This window comes from Mesorhizobium sp. WSM4807, assembly GCF_055811615.1.
The window spans coordinates 1-16,933 of the sequence record NZ_JBVVQY010000012.1; the positions used below are offsets into that span (position 1 = coordinate 1).

At 62.9% G+C, this 16,933-nt stretch carries 15 protein-coding genes, 1 tRNA gene and 1 pseudogene; 12 read left to right on the forward strand and 5 right to left on the reverse strand.

Annotation, left to right across the window (positions count from 1 at the left end; genetic code table 11):
* Positions 1-177 precede the first annotated feature (177 nt).
* Together AC0L3N_RS17140 and AC0L3N_RS17145 are read right to left on the reverse strand one after the other, a co-directional pair.
* The gene (locus AC0L3N_RS17140; RefSeq protein WP_473548720.1) at positions 178-492 is read right to left on the reverse strand and encodes a DUF167 family protein; all 315 of its coding nucleotides are present in this window, start codon (positions 490-492) and stop codon (positions 178-180) included.
* 11 nt (positions 493-503) lie between these two features.
* Entirely contained in the window at positions 504-794 is a 291-nt protein-coding gene (locus tag AC0L3N_RS17145; RefSeq protein ID WP_023800489.1) for a YggT family protein, read from the reverse strand.
* 159 nt (positions 795-953) lie between these two features.
* Here AC0L3N_RS17145 and AC0L3N_RS17150 point away from each other — a divergent pair.
* The 12 genes from AC0L3N_RS17150 (at position 954) to AC0L3N_RS17205 (ending at position 14,015) form a co-directional block, all read left to right on the forward strand.
* Positions 954-1,029 (forward strand) — tRNA-Ala (locus AC0L3N_RS17150).
* Positions 1,030-1,552: 523 nt separating this feature from the next.
* A complete protein-coding gene (locus tag AC0L3N_RS17155; protein ID WP_473548721.1) occupies positions 1,553-2,335 on the forward strand; it encodes an SDR family oxidoreductase in 783 nt (260 codons plus the stop codon).
* Positions 2,336-2,655: 320 nt separating this feature from the next.
* Complete coding sequence (locus AC0L3N_RS17160; RefSeq protein WP_473548722.1) at positions 2,656-3,570, forward strand: sugar phosphate isomerase/epimerase family protein; 915 nt, start codon at positions 2,656-2,658, stop codon at positions 3,568-3,570.
* Positions 3,571-3,615: 45 nt separating this feature from the next.
* Positions 3,616-4,650, forward strand: a complete 1,035-nt coding sequence (locus AC0L3N_RS17165) for an ABC transporter substrate-binding protein (RefSeq protein ID WP_473548724.1) — start codon at positions 3,616-3,618, stop codon at positions 4,648-4,650.
* A 159-nt stretch (positions 4,651-4,809) separates the two neighbouring features.
* Positions 4,810-6,348, forward strand: a complete 1,539-nt coding sequence (locus AC0L3N_RS17170) for a sugar ABC transporter ATP-binding protein (protein WP_473548725.1) — start codon at positions 4,810-4,812, stop codon at positions 6,346-6,348.
* Positions 6,345-7,316: an ABC transporter permease gene (locus AC0L3N_RS17175; RefSeq protein WP_123148892.1), complete on the forward strand. Its 972-nt coding sequence runs from the start codon at positions 6,345-6,347 to the stop codon at positions 7,314-7,316. The genes AC0L3N_RS17170 and AC0L3N_RS17175 overlap by 4 nt, the downstream gene beginning before the upstream one ends.
* A gap of 175 nt (positions 7,317-7,491) precedes the next feature.
* Positions 7,492-8,472 carry an ABC transporter permease gene (locus AC0L3N_RS17180; protein ID WP_077380804.1) on the forward strand — a complete coding sequence of 327 codons (981 nt, stop codon included), beginning with the start codon at positions 7,492-7,494 and terminating at the stop codon, positions 8,470-8,472.
* 153 nt (positions 8,473-8,625) lie between these two features.
* Positions 8,626-8,880 (forward strand): hypothetical protein, encoded by a 255-nt coding sequence (locus AC0L3N_RS17185; protein ID WP_473548727.1) that lies wholly within the window; start codon positions 8,626-8,628, stop codon positions 8,878-8,880.
* A 177-nt stretch (positions 8,881-9,057) separates the two neighbouring features.
* Entirely contained in the window at positions 9,058-9,663 is a 606-nt protein-coding gene (locus AC0L3N_RS17190; protein WP_165848609.1) for a helix-turn-helix transcriptional regulator, read from the forward strand.
* Positions 9,664-9,691: 28 nt separating this feature from the next.
* Positions 9,692-10,870 carry a hypothetical protein gene (locus AC0L3N_RS17195; protein WP_123148891.1) on the forward strand — a complete coding sequence of 393 codons (1,179 nt, stop codon included), beginning with the start codon at positions 9,692-9,694 and terminating at the stop codon, positions 10,868-10,870.
* A 371-nt stretch (positions 10,871-11,241) separates the two neighbouring features.
* The gene (locus AC0L3N_RS17200; RefSeq protein ID WP_123148890.1) at positions 11,242-13,263 is read left to right on the forward strand and encodes a hypothetical protein; all 2,022 of its coding nucleotides are present in this window, start codon (positions 11,242-11,244) and stop codon (positions 13,261-13,263) included.
* 185 nt (positions 13,264-13,448) lie between these two features.
* Positions 13,449-14,015 (forward strand): methyltransferase family protein, encoded by a 567-nt coding sequence (locus AC0L3N_RS17205; protein ID WP_473548728.1) that lies wholly within the window; start codon positions 13,449-13,451, stop codon positions 14,013-14,015.
* A gap of 153 nt (positions 14,016-14,168) precedes the next feature.
* Here AC0L3N_RS17205 and AC0L3N_RS17210 read toward each other — a convergent pair whose 3' ends face one another.
* The 3 genes and pseudogenes from AC0L3N_RS17210 to ampH form a co-directional block, all read right to left on the reverse strand.
* Positions 14,169-14,606 carry an EamA family transporter gene (locus tag AC0L3N_RS17210; RefSeq protein WP_473548885.1) on the reverse strand — a complete coding sequence of 146 codons (438 nt, stop codon included), beginning with the start codon at positions 14,604-14,606 and terminating at the stop codon, positions 14,169-14,171.
* A 411-nt stretch (positions 14,607-15,017) separates the two neighbouring features.
* A pseudogene (locus AC0L3N_RS17215) lies at positions 15,018-15,302 on the reverse strand (ATP-binding protein); the annotation flags it as partial.
* Between the two features lie 131 nt (positions 15,303-15,433).
* Complete coding sequence (gene ampH, locus AC0L3N_RS17220; RefSeq protein WP_473548729.1) at positions 15,434-16,591, reverse strand: D-alanyl-D-alanine-carboxypeptidase/endopeptidase AmpH; 1,158 nt, start codon at positions 16,589-16,591, stop codon at positions 15,434-15,436.
* Between the last annotated feature and the right edge of the window lie 342 nt (positions 16,592-16,933).

The following is a 16,933-nucleotide window of genomic DNA, read 5'->3' on the forward strand; positions in this document are numbered from 1 at the left end:
GAATCGGTGATCGCAACGTCACCAGCGTGCCATGGCCGCCCCTCGCCTCAGAGTAAGGGCTGTTCTCTCTCCAGAGCTTTTTGCAGAACCTTCAGGACACTATCTTTCCACCTGCGATAGCCCTGCCCTTGTGGGGGAGATGCCAAGTATTGGCAAAGAGGGCAGGACTGAGACGGTTCAAGCGCTGCTGAGCGCCTCGATGCATCTCGCCAGCGCCGCCGGATCGCCGAGGATGCGCAGCGTCTTCAGCCGGGCCGTGCCGCCGGCGGCGACCGAGACGGCCGATCGCGGCACTCCCAGCGCCTTGGCGACCAGCCGTTCGAGCGCTTGATTGGCGGCACCGTTCTCCGGCACGGCGCGGACGCGCGCCTTCAGATGGCTTCGCCCATCTGCCGAGATCTCGATGCCTTCGAAACTGTCCATCGCCGCTTTCGGCGTCAGCCGGATGAACAGGTCGACGCCGTCGTTACGCATGCGAAACGACGCACTCATGAAACGCCGGGTCAGACGACCAGCGGCGCCACCGTGGTGAGCAGGAACTGCCGGAGGAAGAACAGGATCAGAAGCAGGATGATCGGCGAAATGTCGATCCCGCCGAGGTCGGGCAAGAAGCGACGGATAGGCCGCAGCGCCGGCTCGGTCAGCCGGAAGAGCATATTGCTGACGCTATCGACGAACTGGTTGCGCGAGTTGACGACGTTGAAGGCGTAGAGCCATGAGAAAATCGCCGAAGCGATGATGATCCACCAATAAATGTCAAGCGCCAGGACAATGGTCTGAATGAGGGCTATCATGCCGGTCTCCGATTGGTTGCCGACATGTAGCCATTACGGGCGAAAGCGGCAAGAGCTTCCGCGGCCACGCCAGGCCGGTGGGTGGCCGCGCGGCTTTTGGGCAAAACGCAGTCTTGACAGGAAACCGCCGCGCCCGATAAATGCGGCCATCCGCTGGACGGGGCTGTAGCTCAGCTGGGAGAGCGCGTCGTTCGCAATGACGAGGTCAGGAGTTCGATCCTCCTCAGCTCCACCAGCGGAAATTTACCTCCAGTAAAATCAAGAAGCTAGCTGTACCGGCGCACGCCGAACACTCTGGCGGAAGGCCGCTTTGAGCTTGGGGCTTAAACCTGACCATCAAGCCATTCTCGCAGCTCGCGGTCCTCGTGATCTTCAGAGATGGATGGTCTCGTCCTGACGTACCAGATCACGGCAAATCCACCGGCCGCCCACGCGCCAGCAAACACGTCTACGATGATGTCCGTCACTTCAAACCCCTAAGCCCAACCCACATTTAGCTCGACCGAAATCGCTCCACAAGAGCAAAATCAGGTCGTTGCCGGAGTGGGCTGGCGCCCCGCCTGGGAGAATCATGCTGTTGTCAGATGCCCAAATCAGCCGCATCTTTGCAGCGGCCCAACGCCAATCTGCATTTTCTCAATGGCATGGTCGGCGCCTCGCTCGGCCGCATCGACAATGGCCCTCGACATCGCTTCGAGCGCATGGTTGATCTGCTGGCTTCCATATCTGAAAGATGAAGCGTTGTTCCGGGAGGAGGAATGGAACTTCGGCTAGACAACAAGGTGGTGCTGGTCACCGGTGCGACGCAAGGCATTGGCCGGGCGACCGCCGAGGCGCTCGCGCGTTCTGGTGCCGGCGGTCTGCTGGTCACCGGCCGCGAGCCGGCGCGTGGCAACGAAGTGGCGACGTCGCTCTCCCAGGCGGGCACGCCAACCGCGTTCGTCGCCGCCGATCTGGCTGATACCACGGCGCCGGCGTGGCTGGTGGACGAATGCGTCGGCCGCTTCGGCCGTATCGACGCGCTGGTGAACGCCGCCGGCCTGACCAACCGCGCCTCGTTTCTCGATGCCGACCTCGACGACTGGGCGGCGCTGTTCGCCGTCAACGCGCGAGCGCCGTTCTTTCTGATGCAGGCGGCCATCACGCAGATGCGCACGCAAGGGCAAGGCGGCGCCATCGTCAACATCCTTTCGATCAATGCGCATTGCGGCTCGCCGGAACTCGCCGTCTATTCGGCCACCAAGGGCGCACTCGCGACGCTGACCCGCAACGCCGCCAACGCGCACCGTTTCGACCGCATCCGCGTCAACGGCATCAATGTCGGCTGGACCGACACGCCGGCCGAACGCATCATGCAGGCCGAGACGCTGGGGCATGGCCCGGGCTGGATCGACGCCGCCAACGCGTCGCAGCCTTTCGGACGCCTGCTGGCGGCCGACGAGGTGGCCAACCTCGCCGTCTTCCTGCTCTCCGATGCCTCCGGGCCGATGACCGGCGCGCTGATCGACCAGGAGCAATGGGTTGTAGGGGCGAACCGGTGACGCCTGCTTCACTCGAAATGCTCGGCCCGGAACTGCTTAGCCGGCTTCCCCTTCCGTCCAAAAGCCGTCCTACGACCGGACGGCGCTGGCCCCGGGCATCGCTCTTGTCGGCGTCGGCGCTTTCCATCGCTGCTTTGCCGGGTGGCGCGGCCTGGCGGACTGGATCGCCATCAACGACGATTTCCGCACGGCTGTCACGGCCAGTCACGACGGCTTGCTCTGCGACGATCCGATGGCGTTCGTCAGACAGGTTGCGGCCACACGGTTGAAGCGGCCCGCACAATCGGCATAGTAGGTCGCCACGACCACGGGAGGGCAACATGAAGCTCGGACTGCTCACCGCACCGTTTGCCGATACCCCGCTCGGCGAGGTCGCCGACTGGGCAAGTTCTGCCGGCTTCGAGGCGCTGGAGATCGCCTGCTGGCCGAAATCCTCAGGTACTGCCCGGCGCTATGCCGGCACCAGCCATATCGACGCCGCCTCGACCTCGTCCTCGCAGGCGAAGGAAATCACCGCCGCACTGGCGGAAGAGAACCTGTCGATCTCGGGCCTCGGTTTCTATCCCAATCCGCTGCATCCCGATGCCGCCCACCGCAAGACCGTCATCGATCATTTGAAGAAGGTGATCGTGCTGGCAAGCCATATGGGCGTGCCTGTCGTCAACACCTTCTGCGGCGGCGACGCTGCAAAAACCGTCGACGCCAACTGGCAAGAGGCACTCAAGGTCTGGCCTGCTATCATCGCCCATGCACGCGACAACGGCGTCAGGCTGGCGTTTGAGAACTGCCCGATGATCTTCAGCTATGACGAATGGCCGGGCGGCCACAACATCGCCTATTCGCCCCATATCTGGCGCCGCATCCTCGAGGCCTGGGGCGGCGATGTCGGCATGAATTTCGACCCGTCGCATCTGGTCTGGCAGATGATCGACCAGGCCCGCTTCATCAGGGAATTCGGCCCGTACATGCTGCATGTCCATGCCAAGGACCTGATGATCGATCATGATGGACTTTACGAGCGCGGCATCCTCTCGGCCGGCATGGGCTGGCAGGTGCCGCGCATGCCGGGGCTTGGCGATGTCGACTGGAATGTGATCTTCTCCGGCCTCTATCGCGTCGGCTACGACGGACCCATCATCATCGAGCACGAGGACCGGCGCTTTGAGGGGAGCGATGAAAACGTCAAACGGGGATTTCTGCTGGCCCGCGACGTGCTGCGCCCCTTCGTGAAATGACACCCTTTTCGAACTGAACTGAAAACAATGTGGAGGAAGACTGAAATGAAAAAATATCTGGCAATGGTCCCGCTGCTTGCCGGCGCGGCGTTTCTGGCTTCGGTGGGCGTCTCGGCCGCTGAAACCAAATACACGATCGGCGTTTCCAACACAGTGCAGGGCAATGGCTGGCGCGAGGAGATGATCTGCGCCATCAAGGCGCAGGCGCTCGCCTCCGGCGAGGTCACCAAGCTCAACATCGCCCATCGCAACACCGACGCCGCCGGCCAGCTCGAGGACATCCGCAACCTGATCAGCGCCAAGGTCAACGCCATCGTCGTCAACCCGGCCGATCCGGCCGGCATCAAGTCAGCCCTCGAGGAAGCCACCAAGGCCGGCATCGTCGTCGTTGCCGTCGACCAGGCGGTCACCGAGCCCTCGGCCTACATCATCTCCAACAACCAGGAACAGTACGCCTATCTCGGCGCCAAATGGCTGTTCCAGCAGATCGGCGGCAAGGGCGACGTGGTCTATATGCGTGGCGCCGCCGGCGCCTCGGCCGACAGCGACCGCGACAAGGGTTTTAAGAAGGCGCTTGCGGAGTTCCCCGACGTGAAAGTCGTGCACGAGGTCTTCACCGGCTGGCAGCAGGACCAGGGCAAGCAGCAGATCCTCGATTTCATCGCCACCGGATCGCCGTTCAACGGCATCTGGACCTCGGGCATCGACAATGTGATCGTCGATGCGCTGGTCGAGTCGCAGACGCCGCTGGTGCCGGTGGTCGGCGCCGACAATGCCGGCTTCGTCGGCCAGCTGAATTCGGTCGAAGGCCTCGTCGGCGCGGCGGTGACCAATCCCGGTTCGATCGGCGGCGCCGGCGTGACGCTGGCTCTGCAGATCCTGAACGGCAAGAAGCCGGCGGAGCAGACCGTGCTGGTCGAGCCGCAGCTCTGGGAGAACGCCACCGAAGAGGGCAAGGCCAAGCTGAAGGGCGCGGCCGATCCGTCACTGAGCCCGGAATGGCCGGTCTCGATCTCCATCCCGGAGTGGACCACCTACACCAAGGACCAGATCATCGCCTGCAAGGGCCCGGGTGAGTAATGATCACTTCGAGCCGTAGCGCGAGGGACGGCGAACTGCCGTCCTCGCGCTACAAAGAGTTGATAGACTGGCGCTCTACGGCGCCCCCCTCTGTCCTGGACAGAGGGGGGCGCCGTAGAGCGCCAGCAATAGAGTTTCGGGAACGAGAGCAACGCGATTTTGACCACCAACCCCCTCCTGGACGCCACCGGCGTCGTGAAGACTTACGGCGCCGTGGTGGCGCTGCGCAACGCGTCGCTGTCGGTTGTGCCGGGCGAGGTTCACGCCCTGATGGGCGCCAATGGCGCCGGCAAATCGACGCTGGTAAAAATCCTGACCGGCGCCATCCGCGCCGATGCCGGGCATATCCTGATCCGCGGCGAAGCCCGAGACGTGCGCTCGCCTGCCGATGCGCGCCGCGCCGGCCTGCTTCCCGTCTATCAGGAACCATCGCTCATCCCCGATCTCGACGTCGCCTCCAACCTTCGCCTGACCGGCACGCCGGTCGAGCCGTTCCGCGCCTGGGTGCGCGAACTCGGCATTCCCGACCTCGACATCCGCGACGTCGCGCGCGACATCCCGCTTGCCGTGCTGCGCGTGCTCGATCTGGCGCGGGCGCTGGCGGTCGAGCCCGACGTTCTGCTGCTCGACGAAATGACCGCGGCACTGCCGGCAAACCTTGCCGAAAAGGTGCTCGAGGTCGTTCGCCGCCAGGGCGACAGCGGCCGTTCGGTGATCTTCATTTCCCACCGTTTTGTCGAGATATCGGCACTTTGCGACCGTGCCACCGTGCTTCGCGACGGCGAGACCGTCGGCGTCGTCGACATCGAACCAGGCGTCGAGGAGCGCATCGTCGAGATGATGCTCGGCGCCAAGGTCGAAAAGACGCAAGTGGCGGCGCGCCAGGCGGGCCAGGCCGCTTCGCCTAGGGATAGCTGTCCGCGCCTCGGCGTGGCGAACCTTCGTGTCGGCACCAAGCTCAACGACGTCTCGTTCGACCTGGCGAATGGTGAGGTCGCGGGCGTGGTCGCGCTTGAGGGACAAGGCCAGGACGAGCTCTTCGCCGCCCTCGCCGGCTCCATCCGCCCGTCCGGCGGCACGATCGAGGTGGACGGGAAGCCGGTGAAATTCGCGCATCCGGCGGATGCGATCCGCGCCGGCATCGCCTATGTGCCCGGCGACCGCACCGAAGCTTTGACCATGCAGCGCTCGGTGCGCGAAAACATCGCGCTCCCGTTCAGCGCCGCGTTGCGCAACTGGGGGCCGATCAACATGGCGCAGGAACGCTCCAGCGTCGTCAGTGCGATCGAGCGTCTGCAGATCGACACGCGCGCCCAGCGCGAGGTGCAGCGCCTGTCCGGCGGCAACCAGCAGAAGGTGACGATCGCCCGCTGGATCGCCGCCGAAGCACAGACCATCCTCTGCTTCGACCCGACACGCGGCATCGATGTCGGCACCAAGCAGGAGATCTACAAGCTGCTGCGCGAACTCGCCGACCAGGGCAAGTCCGTGCTGTTCTATACATCCGAGCTCGAGGAGGTACAGCGTGTCTGCGATCGCGTCATCGTCATCTTTGGAGGGCGCGTCGTCGATGTCTTCCCCGTCGAACTCGCCGACGAGCCGGCGCTGATGCGCGCCGCCTATGGCTTGCCGCGCGGCGCCAAGGAGGATGTCGGCATTCTCGCCGATATCCACTCGAGCCCGGTGGCGAAACCTTGACCCGCCTCGTCCGCCGTCAGGGCTGGGTCGCAGGCCTACTTGTCCTCTTCGTGGTCCTCTTCGTGATCACCAGGCTCATCCAGCCGGGCTATGGCAGCGGCGATTTCGGCTCGCTGGTGCGCGCCGTGCTGCCCTACGCCTTTGCCGTGGCCGCCCAGACGATTGTCGTCATCGCCGGCGGCATCGATCTTTCCGTCGGCGCCATGATGGCGCTGACCAGCGTCACCGCCGCCTCGATGATGGACGGCGCCAGCGAGGAATACGCGCTTTTCGTCGTGCCGTTCGTGCTGGCCATGGGACTGGTGCTGGGCGCCGTCAACGGCATGCTGATCGTCGTCACCCGCGTGCCCGACATCGTCGTCACGCTGGCCACCCTGTTCGTTCTGCAGGGCGCGGCGCTGCTGGTCCTCAGTGCGCCCGGCGGCGCGGTCGCCGAATGGCTGAGGGCGACCATCGTCGGGACGGTCGCGATCCCGGGGTTGCCCGGGATCTCCGCCTGGATACCGAAGGCGCTGGTGCTTTTGGTCGTCTGCCTCTGCATCATCTGGATACCGCTCAAGCGCTCAAAACTCGGCCTGTCGATCTACGCCATCGGCAGCAGCGAGCTCGCGGCCTTTCGCAGCGGCGTGCCTGTCGCGCGCACCAAGATCATCGCCTACGCCCTGTCGGGGCTTTTCGCTGCCATGGGCGGGCTGGCGCTGACCATGAGCACAGGCATCGGCGCCCCCATTCCCGGCCCCTATCTTCTTGCCAGCGTGGCGGCGGTCGTGCTCGGCGGCGTCGCACTTGGCGGCGGCAAGGGCGGGTTGCTCGGCCCGATCGTCGCGGTCTTCGTGCTGCGGCTGGTGCGCACCGACCTGACGCTGCTCGCCATCGATCCCAACGTCACGGCAATCATCGAGGGCGCGATCATGGTCGCCGTCGTCATGTTCGGCGCCTTCATCACCATGCGGAGCCGGCAATCATGAGCAATGCCGTGGGGACGGCTTTCGCCAATCTCCGAAGGTGCAAGAAGGGTGCCGAGTGTGAAGCTGCCAATCTCCCCCCTTGTGGGGGAGATGTCCGGCAGAACAGAGGGGGGCGCCGTAGAGCGCTATCCTCTCCCGAAACCAACATCGCGCAAAAACAATCGCGAGCAACGTCATGAGCACAACCGCGATCCAACCCGTGCCCTTCGGCCGCCGCCTCAAGCGGTTCATGGCCGACCGGCCGCTGATTCCGCTGATCATCCTGCTGGTCATCCTGGTGCTGGTGCTGCAGATCTTGCGCCCCGGCATCGTCAACGAGCGCTGGCTCGCCAACACGGTCAAGTTCGCCATCCCGCTGGCAATTCTTGCCGGCTGCCAGACCATGACCATGCTGACCGGCGGCATCGATCTGTCGGTCGGAACCGTGGCGACGATGAGCGCCTTCATCATGGCGACGCAGGTCGTCAATCATGACCCGGCGGTGGCGATTCTCATCGCCTTGGTGCCGGCGGTGCTGATCGGCCTAGTCAACGGCATCGGTGTCGGCGTGTTTCGCGTGCACCCGCTGATCATGACGCTCGGCACCAGCCTGATCGGCACCGGCTGCCTGCAGGTCTATCAGCGCACCGTCATCGCTTCGGGCGCCAAGATTCCGCCCTTCCTGGCCTGGCTCGGCACCGGCCTGACCTATGGCGTGCCCAACGCGCTGCTGTTGTTCGTGCCCATCGCCGTCCTCATTGTTTTCACCTTGAACCGCACCGGGTTCGGCCGCCTGCTTTACGCGGTCGGCGACAATGAGGGGGCAGCACGCCTGTCCGGCGTCCGCTACTGGCAGGTCATCACCGCGCTCTACGTCATCTCGAGCGTGCTCGCAGGGATCACCGGGCTGCTCTACATCGGCCTGATCAAGGCGCCGTCGCTGTCGCTGGCAGAGCCGCTGGTGCTGCCCTCGGTAGCAGCCGCCGTGATCGGCGGAACCTCGATCTTCGGCGGCCGCGGCGGCTACACCGGCACCATCATCGGGGCGCTGATCCTCACCGTGCTGACGACGCTGCTCACCATCCTGCAGATGCCAGAAGGCGCGCGGCGGATACTGTTCGGGCTGATCGTGCTGTTTGTGACGGCGGCTTATCTGCGGATTATTGAGGATCGGTAGGGGAGGATTGACGCGAGCAGCTGCTTTGACCCGAAGCAGACTCTCGCAAACGGAGCCGTGCATGACAGCTTTGCGCCCCGATGTCGGACATTGAGATCAGAATTGCCGCTTCCTGAGAGCCGACATCCCAAGCGACCACGCTGAGGGTCGTGGTTGCCGGGAGCAGTCATTCGGTGGAAGCTGGATAAATGTCCGCTTTGCGCCGCCAATTACGGACTTCCGCTGACGCCGGCCCGCTGTCAGGACGACCTGCTTGTGGGCGGTGGCGTAGAAGGAACCAACACCTTCCGGTTTTCCGCCACGGCCGGAGAGGGCGATTTCCCTACGCTCGCGGATTTGGTGGCGCGCTTCGATGGCGTCGCGCTCGACACGAATAATGATTTTGGGTTCCAGGGCGACGCGGCGTGACCGGGAGCGTGGAGATCACGCTGTTGGGATCGCGTTGCTCGGCGCCGATGACCTTTTCTTCATCACGTGACTGACGCCCTCGCCCATCTGTTGCACGTTGCGGCTGGCAGGCGCAAAATGGCGGCGACACGGCGAGCCAAGGGCGCGCAGCCGCTACTCGAGCTTCGGAGACAGACTATGGACTGGACCAAGGGACGCGGCCGGCAGATCCTGATTGCGGGTGCGGTGGGGGCCTTCGCCCTCCTGCTCGGCATGGAGGCGGTGAGGGAGGATGAGGTGGTGACCCTCACCGAGCTGTTGACGGAAGCGGCGGGCATTGCACTTCTCGTAGGCTGCTCGGCCTGCGTTGCGCTCCTGTCCTCGCGCCTGCGGGAGCAGGAAGCGGAAAGCTTCGACATGCGCGATGAGATTGCGCGAATCCGTGAGCGCGACACGCAGTGGCGGGCCGGCCTGGATGACCATTTCCAGGAACTCGGCGCCGCCATCCAGCGCCAGTTTGCGGCTTGGGGTTGCACCCAGACGGAGCAGGAGGTCGGGCTCCTGCTGCTCAAGGGCTTCAGCCACAAGGAGATCGCGCGAATCCGGGGAGCAAGCGAAGCGACCATTCGCCAGCAAGCGACTGCGCTCTACCACAAGGCTGAGCTCTCGGGCCGCGCGGCGCTCTCTGCCTATTTCCTCGAGGAGTTGCTTCTGCCGCCGGTGCCGTCGAACTCCTTGGGGGCTCGCAACGGCCTTGCTCGTCCCGAGATGTCGAGCCGACCGGCCGCTTCGCGCCGGGCGTAGCGCGGAGCTAGCTCCAGGGTCACGGGCCGTGCGCTTTCTTGCCTCAGTTCTCACCGGCCTGGGGTTGCTTGTATTCTCAACTCCAGTACTGGCCGAAGATCCAGTAGCGGAGCTGGTCGAGGGCTGCGCGGCGCCCTGTGTCAGTTACGAACTATCTACGGAACTTCAAAACGACTGGATTTTTGCGGCCGATCCGTCATTCCTGACGTCCGACGTGCTTCAACCGACATTCACAGCCGATTTGCTTTTCGCGCCGACGGACTATCTGCAACTGGAGACTTCCATCATCACCGAGCCGGTGGTGGACTCGGCGCCCGGCGAGAATACGGTTCTTGAAGGAATTGGCACCTACGTAGCCGAACTGTATACCGTGATCGAGGCAGGTCCCGCTACCACGCGGGCCGGAAAATTCGATACGATCTTCAGTCTCGCCAGCGAAGTCGCGCCAGGGATCAATGCCACGGAACTGGTGTCGGATTTCGACGCGGACGAACGTCTAGGCGGGGAAATTGTCCTCCGCTTCGAAAACCTCGGGTTGAACCATGCTTTGGCAGCGACTGCATTCACAACCGATCGCACGATCCTCAGCGAGTCGCTCTTTACCAACCGGGGCCGGGCCAGCCTGTCGGATGGCGGCGCGGGCAACACAAAGGGCGTGCCGTCGTTCTCGGTAACTCTTGATGGCTGCGAAGGTTCGGAAACAGCCGATTGCTATTTGGACGGCGAATTTGGCTACAGGTTCGGCTTTCGGTATCAGAGGGCCGGGCATCCTACCGAGGAGGACATCGAAGACGACGTTAAGCTTGGTGACGAACTTGCCTACCTCGCCGCCGCGACCAAGAGTTTCGAACTGGACGAAATGACGCTCAGGCTGCTGGGCGAAATGTCGTATCTTCGGCATTTTGACGGCCGCCAGGACGATGCCCTGGTCGTCACGGGCTCCGCCGCGCTCGACGTAGACTCCTTAACCTATATCGCGACCTACACGGAGCAGACGAACCTGGTCGCCGGAGGTCCGGATACCCGCGATTACCTAGCTGATTTCGAGGTCATATATTCGTCCGACGACAATACGCCGTTCGTTGGATCAAAATGGCAACTCGCCGCCGCCTATACGTTCGCGCGGAATGCGGATCACGAAAACGCTCACATTCTCAGCGTGCGTGCGGTGTTCGATTTCAGCGGAGGTGTGGAGTTCGGCAGGTAGACTGCCGCACGTCGGCACGGAGATAAGGGCCCCAATTGCGTTCACGCATGATGGCCAAGGCGTCCCTTGAAGAAGCCCGTGAACGCCAAAATTGCCCTCCCTCGTTTTGGTCCGCCGCTGGCCAGCTTCAAGGCTTCACGCCCTCAGATACTCGACTGCAGTCCGTGACCGGGAAAGCTGTCATGCTAACTGCCGCCGGCAGGGCACTCACATCCGTAGGATGTGCCGTCTAGGGCTTTGAAAGGCTGAGTCTTTTTACCCGTCACGCCTGCCGGATTCCCGTGAGGCGGGAGCCAAGCCATGCTGGGGACTGCGGCGAGCGTCCGGCCACGGACGCGCCCGCGACGCGACCCACCTCGGAGGACATTCCCATGGCCATTTTACCCGACTTCGCCGCCGCCACGTTCGGCAATTCCACGAATATCGACAACACGTTCTTTCCGCTGCCCGGAGGCACCATCAACAGCTACGGCGCCGCGCTTATCGATCCCGAGACCGGCGAAGAGGAGACGGAGCGCAACGATCACTTCGCCACGTTCGAGACGAAGATCATCGAGGGCGTCGAGACGGTCGTCGTCCGCGATACGGCCTATGCTGACGGCGTTCTCGTCGAGGACACGCTCGACTGGTACGCGCAGGCCGATGACGGCAATGTCTGGTATCTGGGCGAGATCGCGACGAACTACAACTACAACGACGAGGGCGAGTTCATCGGGACCGACTTCGGCGGATCGTGGGAGGCAGGCGTCGACGGCGCCGCGCCGGGGTGGATCATGCGCGCAGCACCGATGCCGGGCGACAGCTATTTCCAGGAATTCTACGCCGGAGTGGCGGAGGATGAAGGCGAGGTGATCGCGACGGGCCTCACCGTCGAGACCGACTTCGGCTCTTTTGACGACGTCGTGAAGATCCTCGACACTTCCGGCCTGGAGCCCGGCGTGGGCGCCTACAAATACTTCGCGCCCGGCGTCGGCCTGGTGTTGGAGGAGGAGGTGGTGCTCTCGGAGGATGAGCCCGAACTCGTCATCGAGATCACGAACAGGCGCGAAGTCGACGTCTCCGCCCCCGTCGATCCGACGGAGCTCGCCTTCGCGGGAGACGGCGCTGCCAAGACCATCACCTTCATCAGCGAGGACGCGAGCACCAACGGCGCGATCGGCGCCTATACTTTCGACACCGCGACGGGCGAAATTGGCGAGGCGCGCATCCTCTTCGCCGACACCGAGGACGTGAAGGCGGGCGCCCAGGCGACGATGGCAGTCGCGGCCGGGCAGTCGCTCGGCCTGTTCCTCATCCCGGATGTCGAGGATCTCGGCCTCGAGCTCGAGGACTACGCAGACGGCGGCCTCTTCTTCCGCGACTTCACCTCAGGCGATGTCGCCGACGTTTACGACGGCGACGACGCGACGACCTACACGCCAGGCCCGGCCACCATCTACGACCGGGTGGCGCCGGTCGTCACCGATGCCGACGGCAACCTGCTGCCGATCCGGGCGTTCCATTCGGTCGGCAACCGCGACGGCTTCAATTTCCTGAACCCGGTGGCTGGCGAGAACGCCCTTGCAAGCGATATCGACGACGGCCTCGCCGGGGTCGAGGTGGTAAGCTTCGAGGATGGCCTGGCCAGCACCGAGGACTTCGACGGCGATTTCGACGATGCTTTCGTTGCCGTTAGCGATGCGCCGCTCAGCGGCGAGACAGTCAATGCCCTGGTTGAAGCTACCGGCATCAGCCGGCGGGTCGGCACGGACGGCCCGGATCGGCTCGTCGGAACCGATGAGGACGATCAGCTCATCGCGCTCGACGGCAACGACGTGATCCGTGGTAGCGGCGGCGACGACCAGATCGAGGCCGGCGACGGCAACGATCGTGCCTATGGCGGCGCCGGCGATGACGAGATCTCCGGCGAGGAGGGGCACGACCGGCTGTTCGGCGACGAGGGCGACGACGAGATTGATGGCGACGAGGGTCGCGACAGAATCCAGGGCGATGCGGGCGATGACGAACTCGCGGGTGGCGAGGGCAACGACCAGCTCTGCGGCGGCGATGGCTTCGACGAGCTCAAGGGCGGTGAAGGCGACGACCGGCTCCGGGCCGGCGGCGACGGCGCGCGGATGTCCGGCGGCGCGGACGACGATATCCTCTTTGGCGAGGCCGGCGCCGAGGATGTCTTTGTCTTCGACCTGATACCTTTCGGCAGGGACCTGATCCGGGGCTTCGAGAACGGCGCCGATCGCATCGAGATCGCGACCTATACGGGCGTCGAGAGCTTCGAGGACGTCGCCGTCACGCAGGACGGACATTCGACCGTGCTGAGCTTCGCGGAGGGAACCGTAGAGATCGCCAATTTCGACTCCGCGCTGATCAATGCCTCCGATTTCTTCTTCGTCTGACGCGCGGGCGGGGCGCGGTCTCCCTGGCCGCGCCCTTGCCCATCGGCTGGAAGGAGTCACCTGCAAGCGCTATAAGCGCAGCACGGCTCGTGAAGTTCTGATTAATAGTAAGGAATAGGGCCGCATGGGCCGGCGCCGCTTGCTCCGCGGTCATTGGCCCTAAACTTGCGGCGCCTCTCCCGAAAATGAACCGGATGCTTGGCGCGAGCGCCAAAAAAGCCTCTGTCAAAGGAACCATGATGTCCGCTTCAATTGCCCCGCAACCTTTCAATCAGCGAAAGAGACTTCTTGTCGTCCAGGGCTTGAGCATCGCGGCGATCGGATCGCTGTTGTTCTCTCGACCAGGCTGGGACGAAGCATCGACCCTTCATGAACTTATCGAGATGACAGGCTTTGTCCTGATCCTCGTCTGCATATTCGGAAGATTGTGGAGCATCCTATATGTCGGGGGCCGGAAGAACACCGAGTTGGCGGTAAACGGGCCATACTCGATCACTCGCAATCCCCTGTATCTGTTTTCGATGATTGGAGCATTCGGCATCGGCCTCATGTTCGGGTCGATCATCGTTGCCGTCGTTCTCGGAGTGTGCACCTACGCGGTTTTCGGGATGACGCTAGAAAGGAAGAGGCGTTTCTTCTGGGAAAGTTTGGCCCGAAATACGAGGCGTATGCGGCCAGAACACTACGGTTCTGGCCCAAACTATGGCTTTATCACGACGAGCATCAGCACACGTTCTCCACGAAAGCGCTAAGAAGCACATTCTTCGATGCTCTCTATTTTCTCGCGGTCTTTCCTGCCATCGAAGGCATCGAATACCTCCAGGTGATCGGTTATCTGCCAACCTATTTCTGGCTATTCTAATCCCAAGGTCGAGGCAATCCGCCGTCGCCAACTTGCCTACCATTTAGCCTTTGTAACCCACTAGAACCGCGCCTGTTGCGATCAATATAACACCTACCCAATTCGACAACGACGAGTGCTCCTTGAGGAATGTCACTCCGAACATCGCCACGAGCACGACGCTCAGTTTGTCGATAGGGGCAACGCGTGCCGCATCTCCCAATTGAAGCGCACGGAAATAGCAAATCCACGACGCACCTGCAGCAAGCCCCGACAGGACCAGGAACAGGTAGGTCCTGCTCGAAATAGAGCTAAGCGGCTGGAACTGGTTGGTGGCCGCAAGGATCGTCCCAAGGACTAACAGAATAACAATGGTACGGATGAAGGTGGCGAAGTCCGAGCTAACGTTCTCCACTCCGACCTTGGCGAAAATAGCGGTCAGAGCGGCGAAGCAGGCCGAGAGCACCGCCCAGGACTGCCACGAGAGGAGAAGGTACTTCACACTTCTTACCCACAAATTGTACCGATCAGGAACGGCGGCGTCCAGCGCGACAAGCAAGTAAGCCGCTGTCGCGAGAGGTTGAAGACGCGCCCCATCATTACGGCTGTCACGTTCGCCCGCAAAGATGTTGCCGAGCGCAGCCCCGCTTTTTTTGGTGCAACTTGCTCGTTGGGTGGGACAGAAGGCAGCTTTCCACACTAAGCTGACCATCGTGCAGTCCGGCCGAAAGGTCCGGTTCGGTCAGGTCATGACGATGCTCACGCCGACATGAACGTCCGCTCTTGAATATCCGCAGCCTGAAGCTGCCAGTCCGCTCGGCCCCAAACGCGACGTCTGAGTAGCACAATGACCGCTCTTGGCGCTTTGCTGATTTTTGAGCGACGTCAGCTTTCGCCCAAACTGCATCAGCCCTCACACAGCCAAGCTCCCCTGCGCCACCTCCTCCGCATTAGGATCCCCCGGCGCCGTCGCCCAGGCCAATTCCACCAGCGTCACTGTCCGCCTCCCGACCCCGTCAAGCTGGCATACGATCAGCCCCTGCTCCTCGATATAGGTCAGCAGGCGCCGGGCGCGGCGCAGCGAGTGCGAACCATAGGCGCGGGCGATCGCAGCGTCGCTCGGGCAGGGCCAGCCTTCCTTGGCCGCGCGGGCGATCATCATGAACACACCTTGCATATCCTCGGGCAGCAGCGAGGCAAAGGTCTTCCTCAGAAGGGGATAGCTAAGCGGTCGGCGGGAAATAGCCGATCTCGCGCTTGCCTTGCCACGAAACATGCCGTCCGTCAGGCCCCTCCCACCGCATTAATCATTTGCGCACGTTCCCCCGATCAGCGTGGAGCGATCTCTGCGACGATATCGTTCGTCATCTTGACCCCAGCCATGAAGCCGGCGGCATTGAATTCGTTCATGACGAAGAAAGCGCCGACGCCGCGTGTCGGTGCAATCGCAACATAGAGAAACATCCCTTGCAGGCCGCCGCTCTTCTGGAGGATGAGCGGGCGATGCTCGTTGGGGAGCATGATGACCCATCCGAGACCCATGGCGTCCATTGGGCCGCCGTCATCCAGCCCCACCACCGACGCGAGCCCGTCCCGGTACAAAAAGGCCGCGTGGTTCACGAGGCGGAACTCGGCGTCGGCCGCGGAAGGCTTGTTGTCAACATGCCAGTTCATCCAGCGGAGCAGGTCGGCCGCGGTCGAGTACAATCCACCGGCGCACTCCATGGCTGTGCTCGTCGGCACGATGGGCATGGCGCTGCCGTCGAAGTTATGGCCCTGCATCAGGCGCGGCTCGTCCTCCGGTCTTGGGTTGAAAACCGTGTCTTTCATGCCGAGGGGATCGAGGACACGCTCCCGAAGGACCTCGGCATAAGGCTTTCCAGAGACATTCGCGAGCGCCGCTCCGAGGAGGTCGTATCCGAAGTTCGAATAGAGAACGGCGGTGCCCGGCGCGAAGAGCAGCGGATTGTCCTTGAGGGCGGCAATCTGCGCCTCTTTGGTGTTCGTAGAGAAGGGGTCGGAGGGGAGCGCCTCGGCCACTGGCACCTCCCGCGGAAGGCCGGAAGCTTGCGCGACGAGATCGATCAGGCGGAGGGCGCGGCCATCCTTCTCAGGGAGCGTGACGTCCCAGCCAAGGCGATCCTGCAGCCGGTCGGTGAGCTGTACCTTGCCGTCGATCGCCAGCGAGGAAAGCACACTGCCGCAGAACACTTTGCTCACGGACGCGATGCGGAACATTGTGTCGCCGTCGGGCACTTTTTCACTCCCGTCGGCAATCTTGCCGAAACCGGCCAAGGCCGTCTCGCCGTTGCGCACGGCGCCGAAGATCAGGCCAGGCACCTTGGTGGAGAGATACAGGATCGTACCGTTGAACTGCACCGCTTCCGTCAGCAGCTTGTCCTCGGCATGTCCATAAGAGGGAAGGGTGACGGCTGCGATTGCCGTCAAAGCGATGGCCATAAGTCTGCGCGATCGAGACAAACGCATTGCCAAAATCCTTTGATAAAGCTGCAGAATAAAATCTTCGGAAAAAGGGCCGCCGCGTAGTATCTCACCATCTCTCCAGAAGCAGGAGATGTCAACAGAATGAACCGAAGGGGGTAATCGGCGGCGGTAGCATAGTTTCGGCGGCTATTTGCGCTACAGTCCTGCCGTATTTCTTGTCCTTCGTCAGTTGATCGGGGCTGATCTCTTCATTAGCAGACCAGCCCGCGGGTAATTTAGAAAATATGTAAAGCGCCGTCGGCAGGAGGGAGTGCTGTAGCGTCGAGCAACTTACAATAGGCGGATCTGCGTCGCGCCAATCGTCGTCGTATGATGAAGACCGGG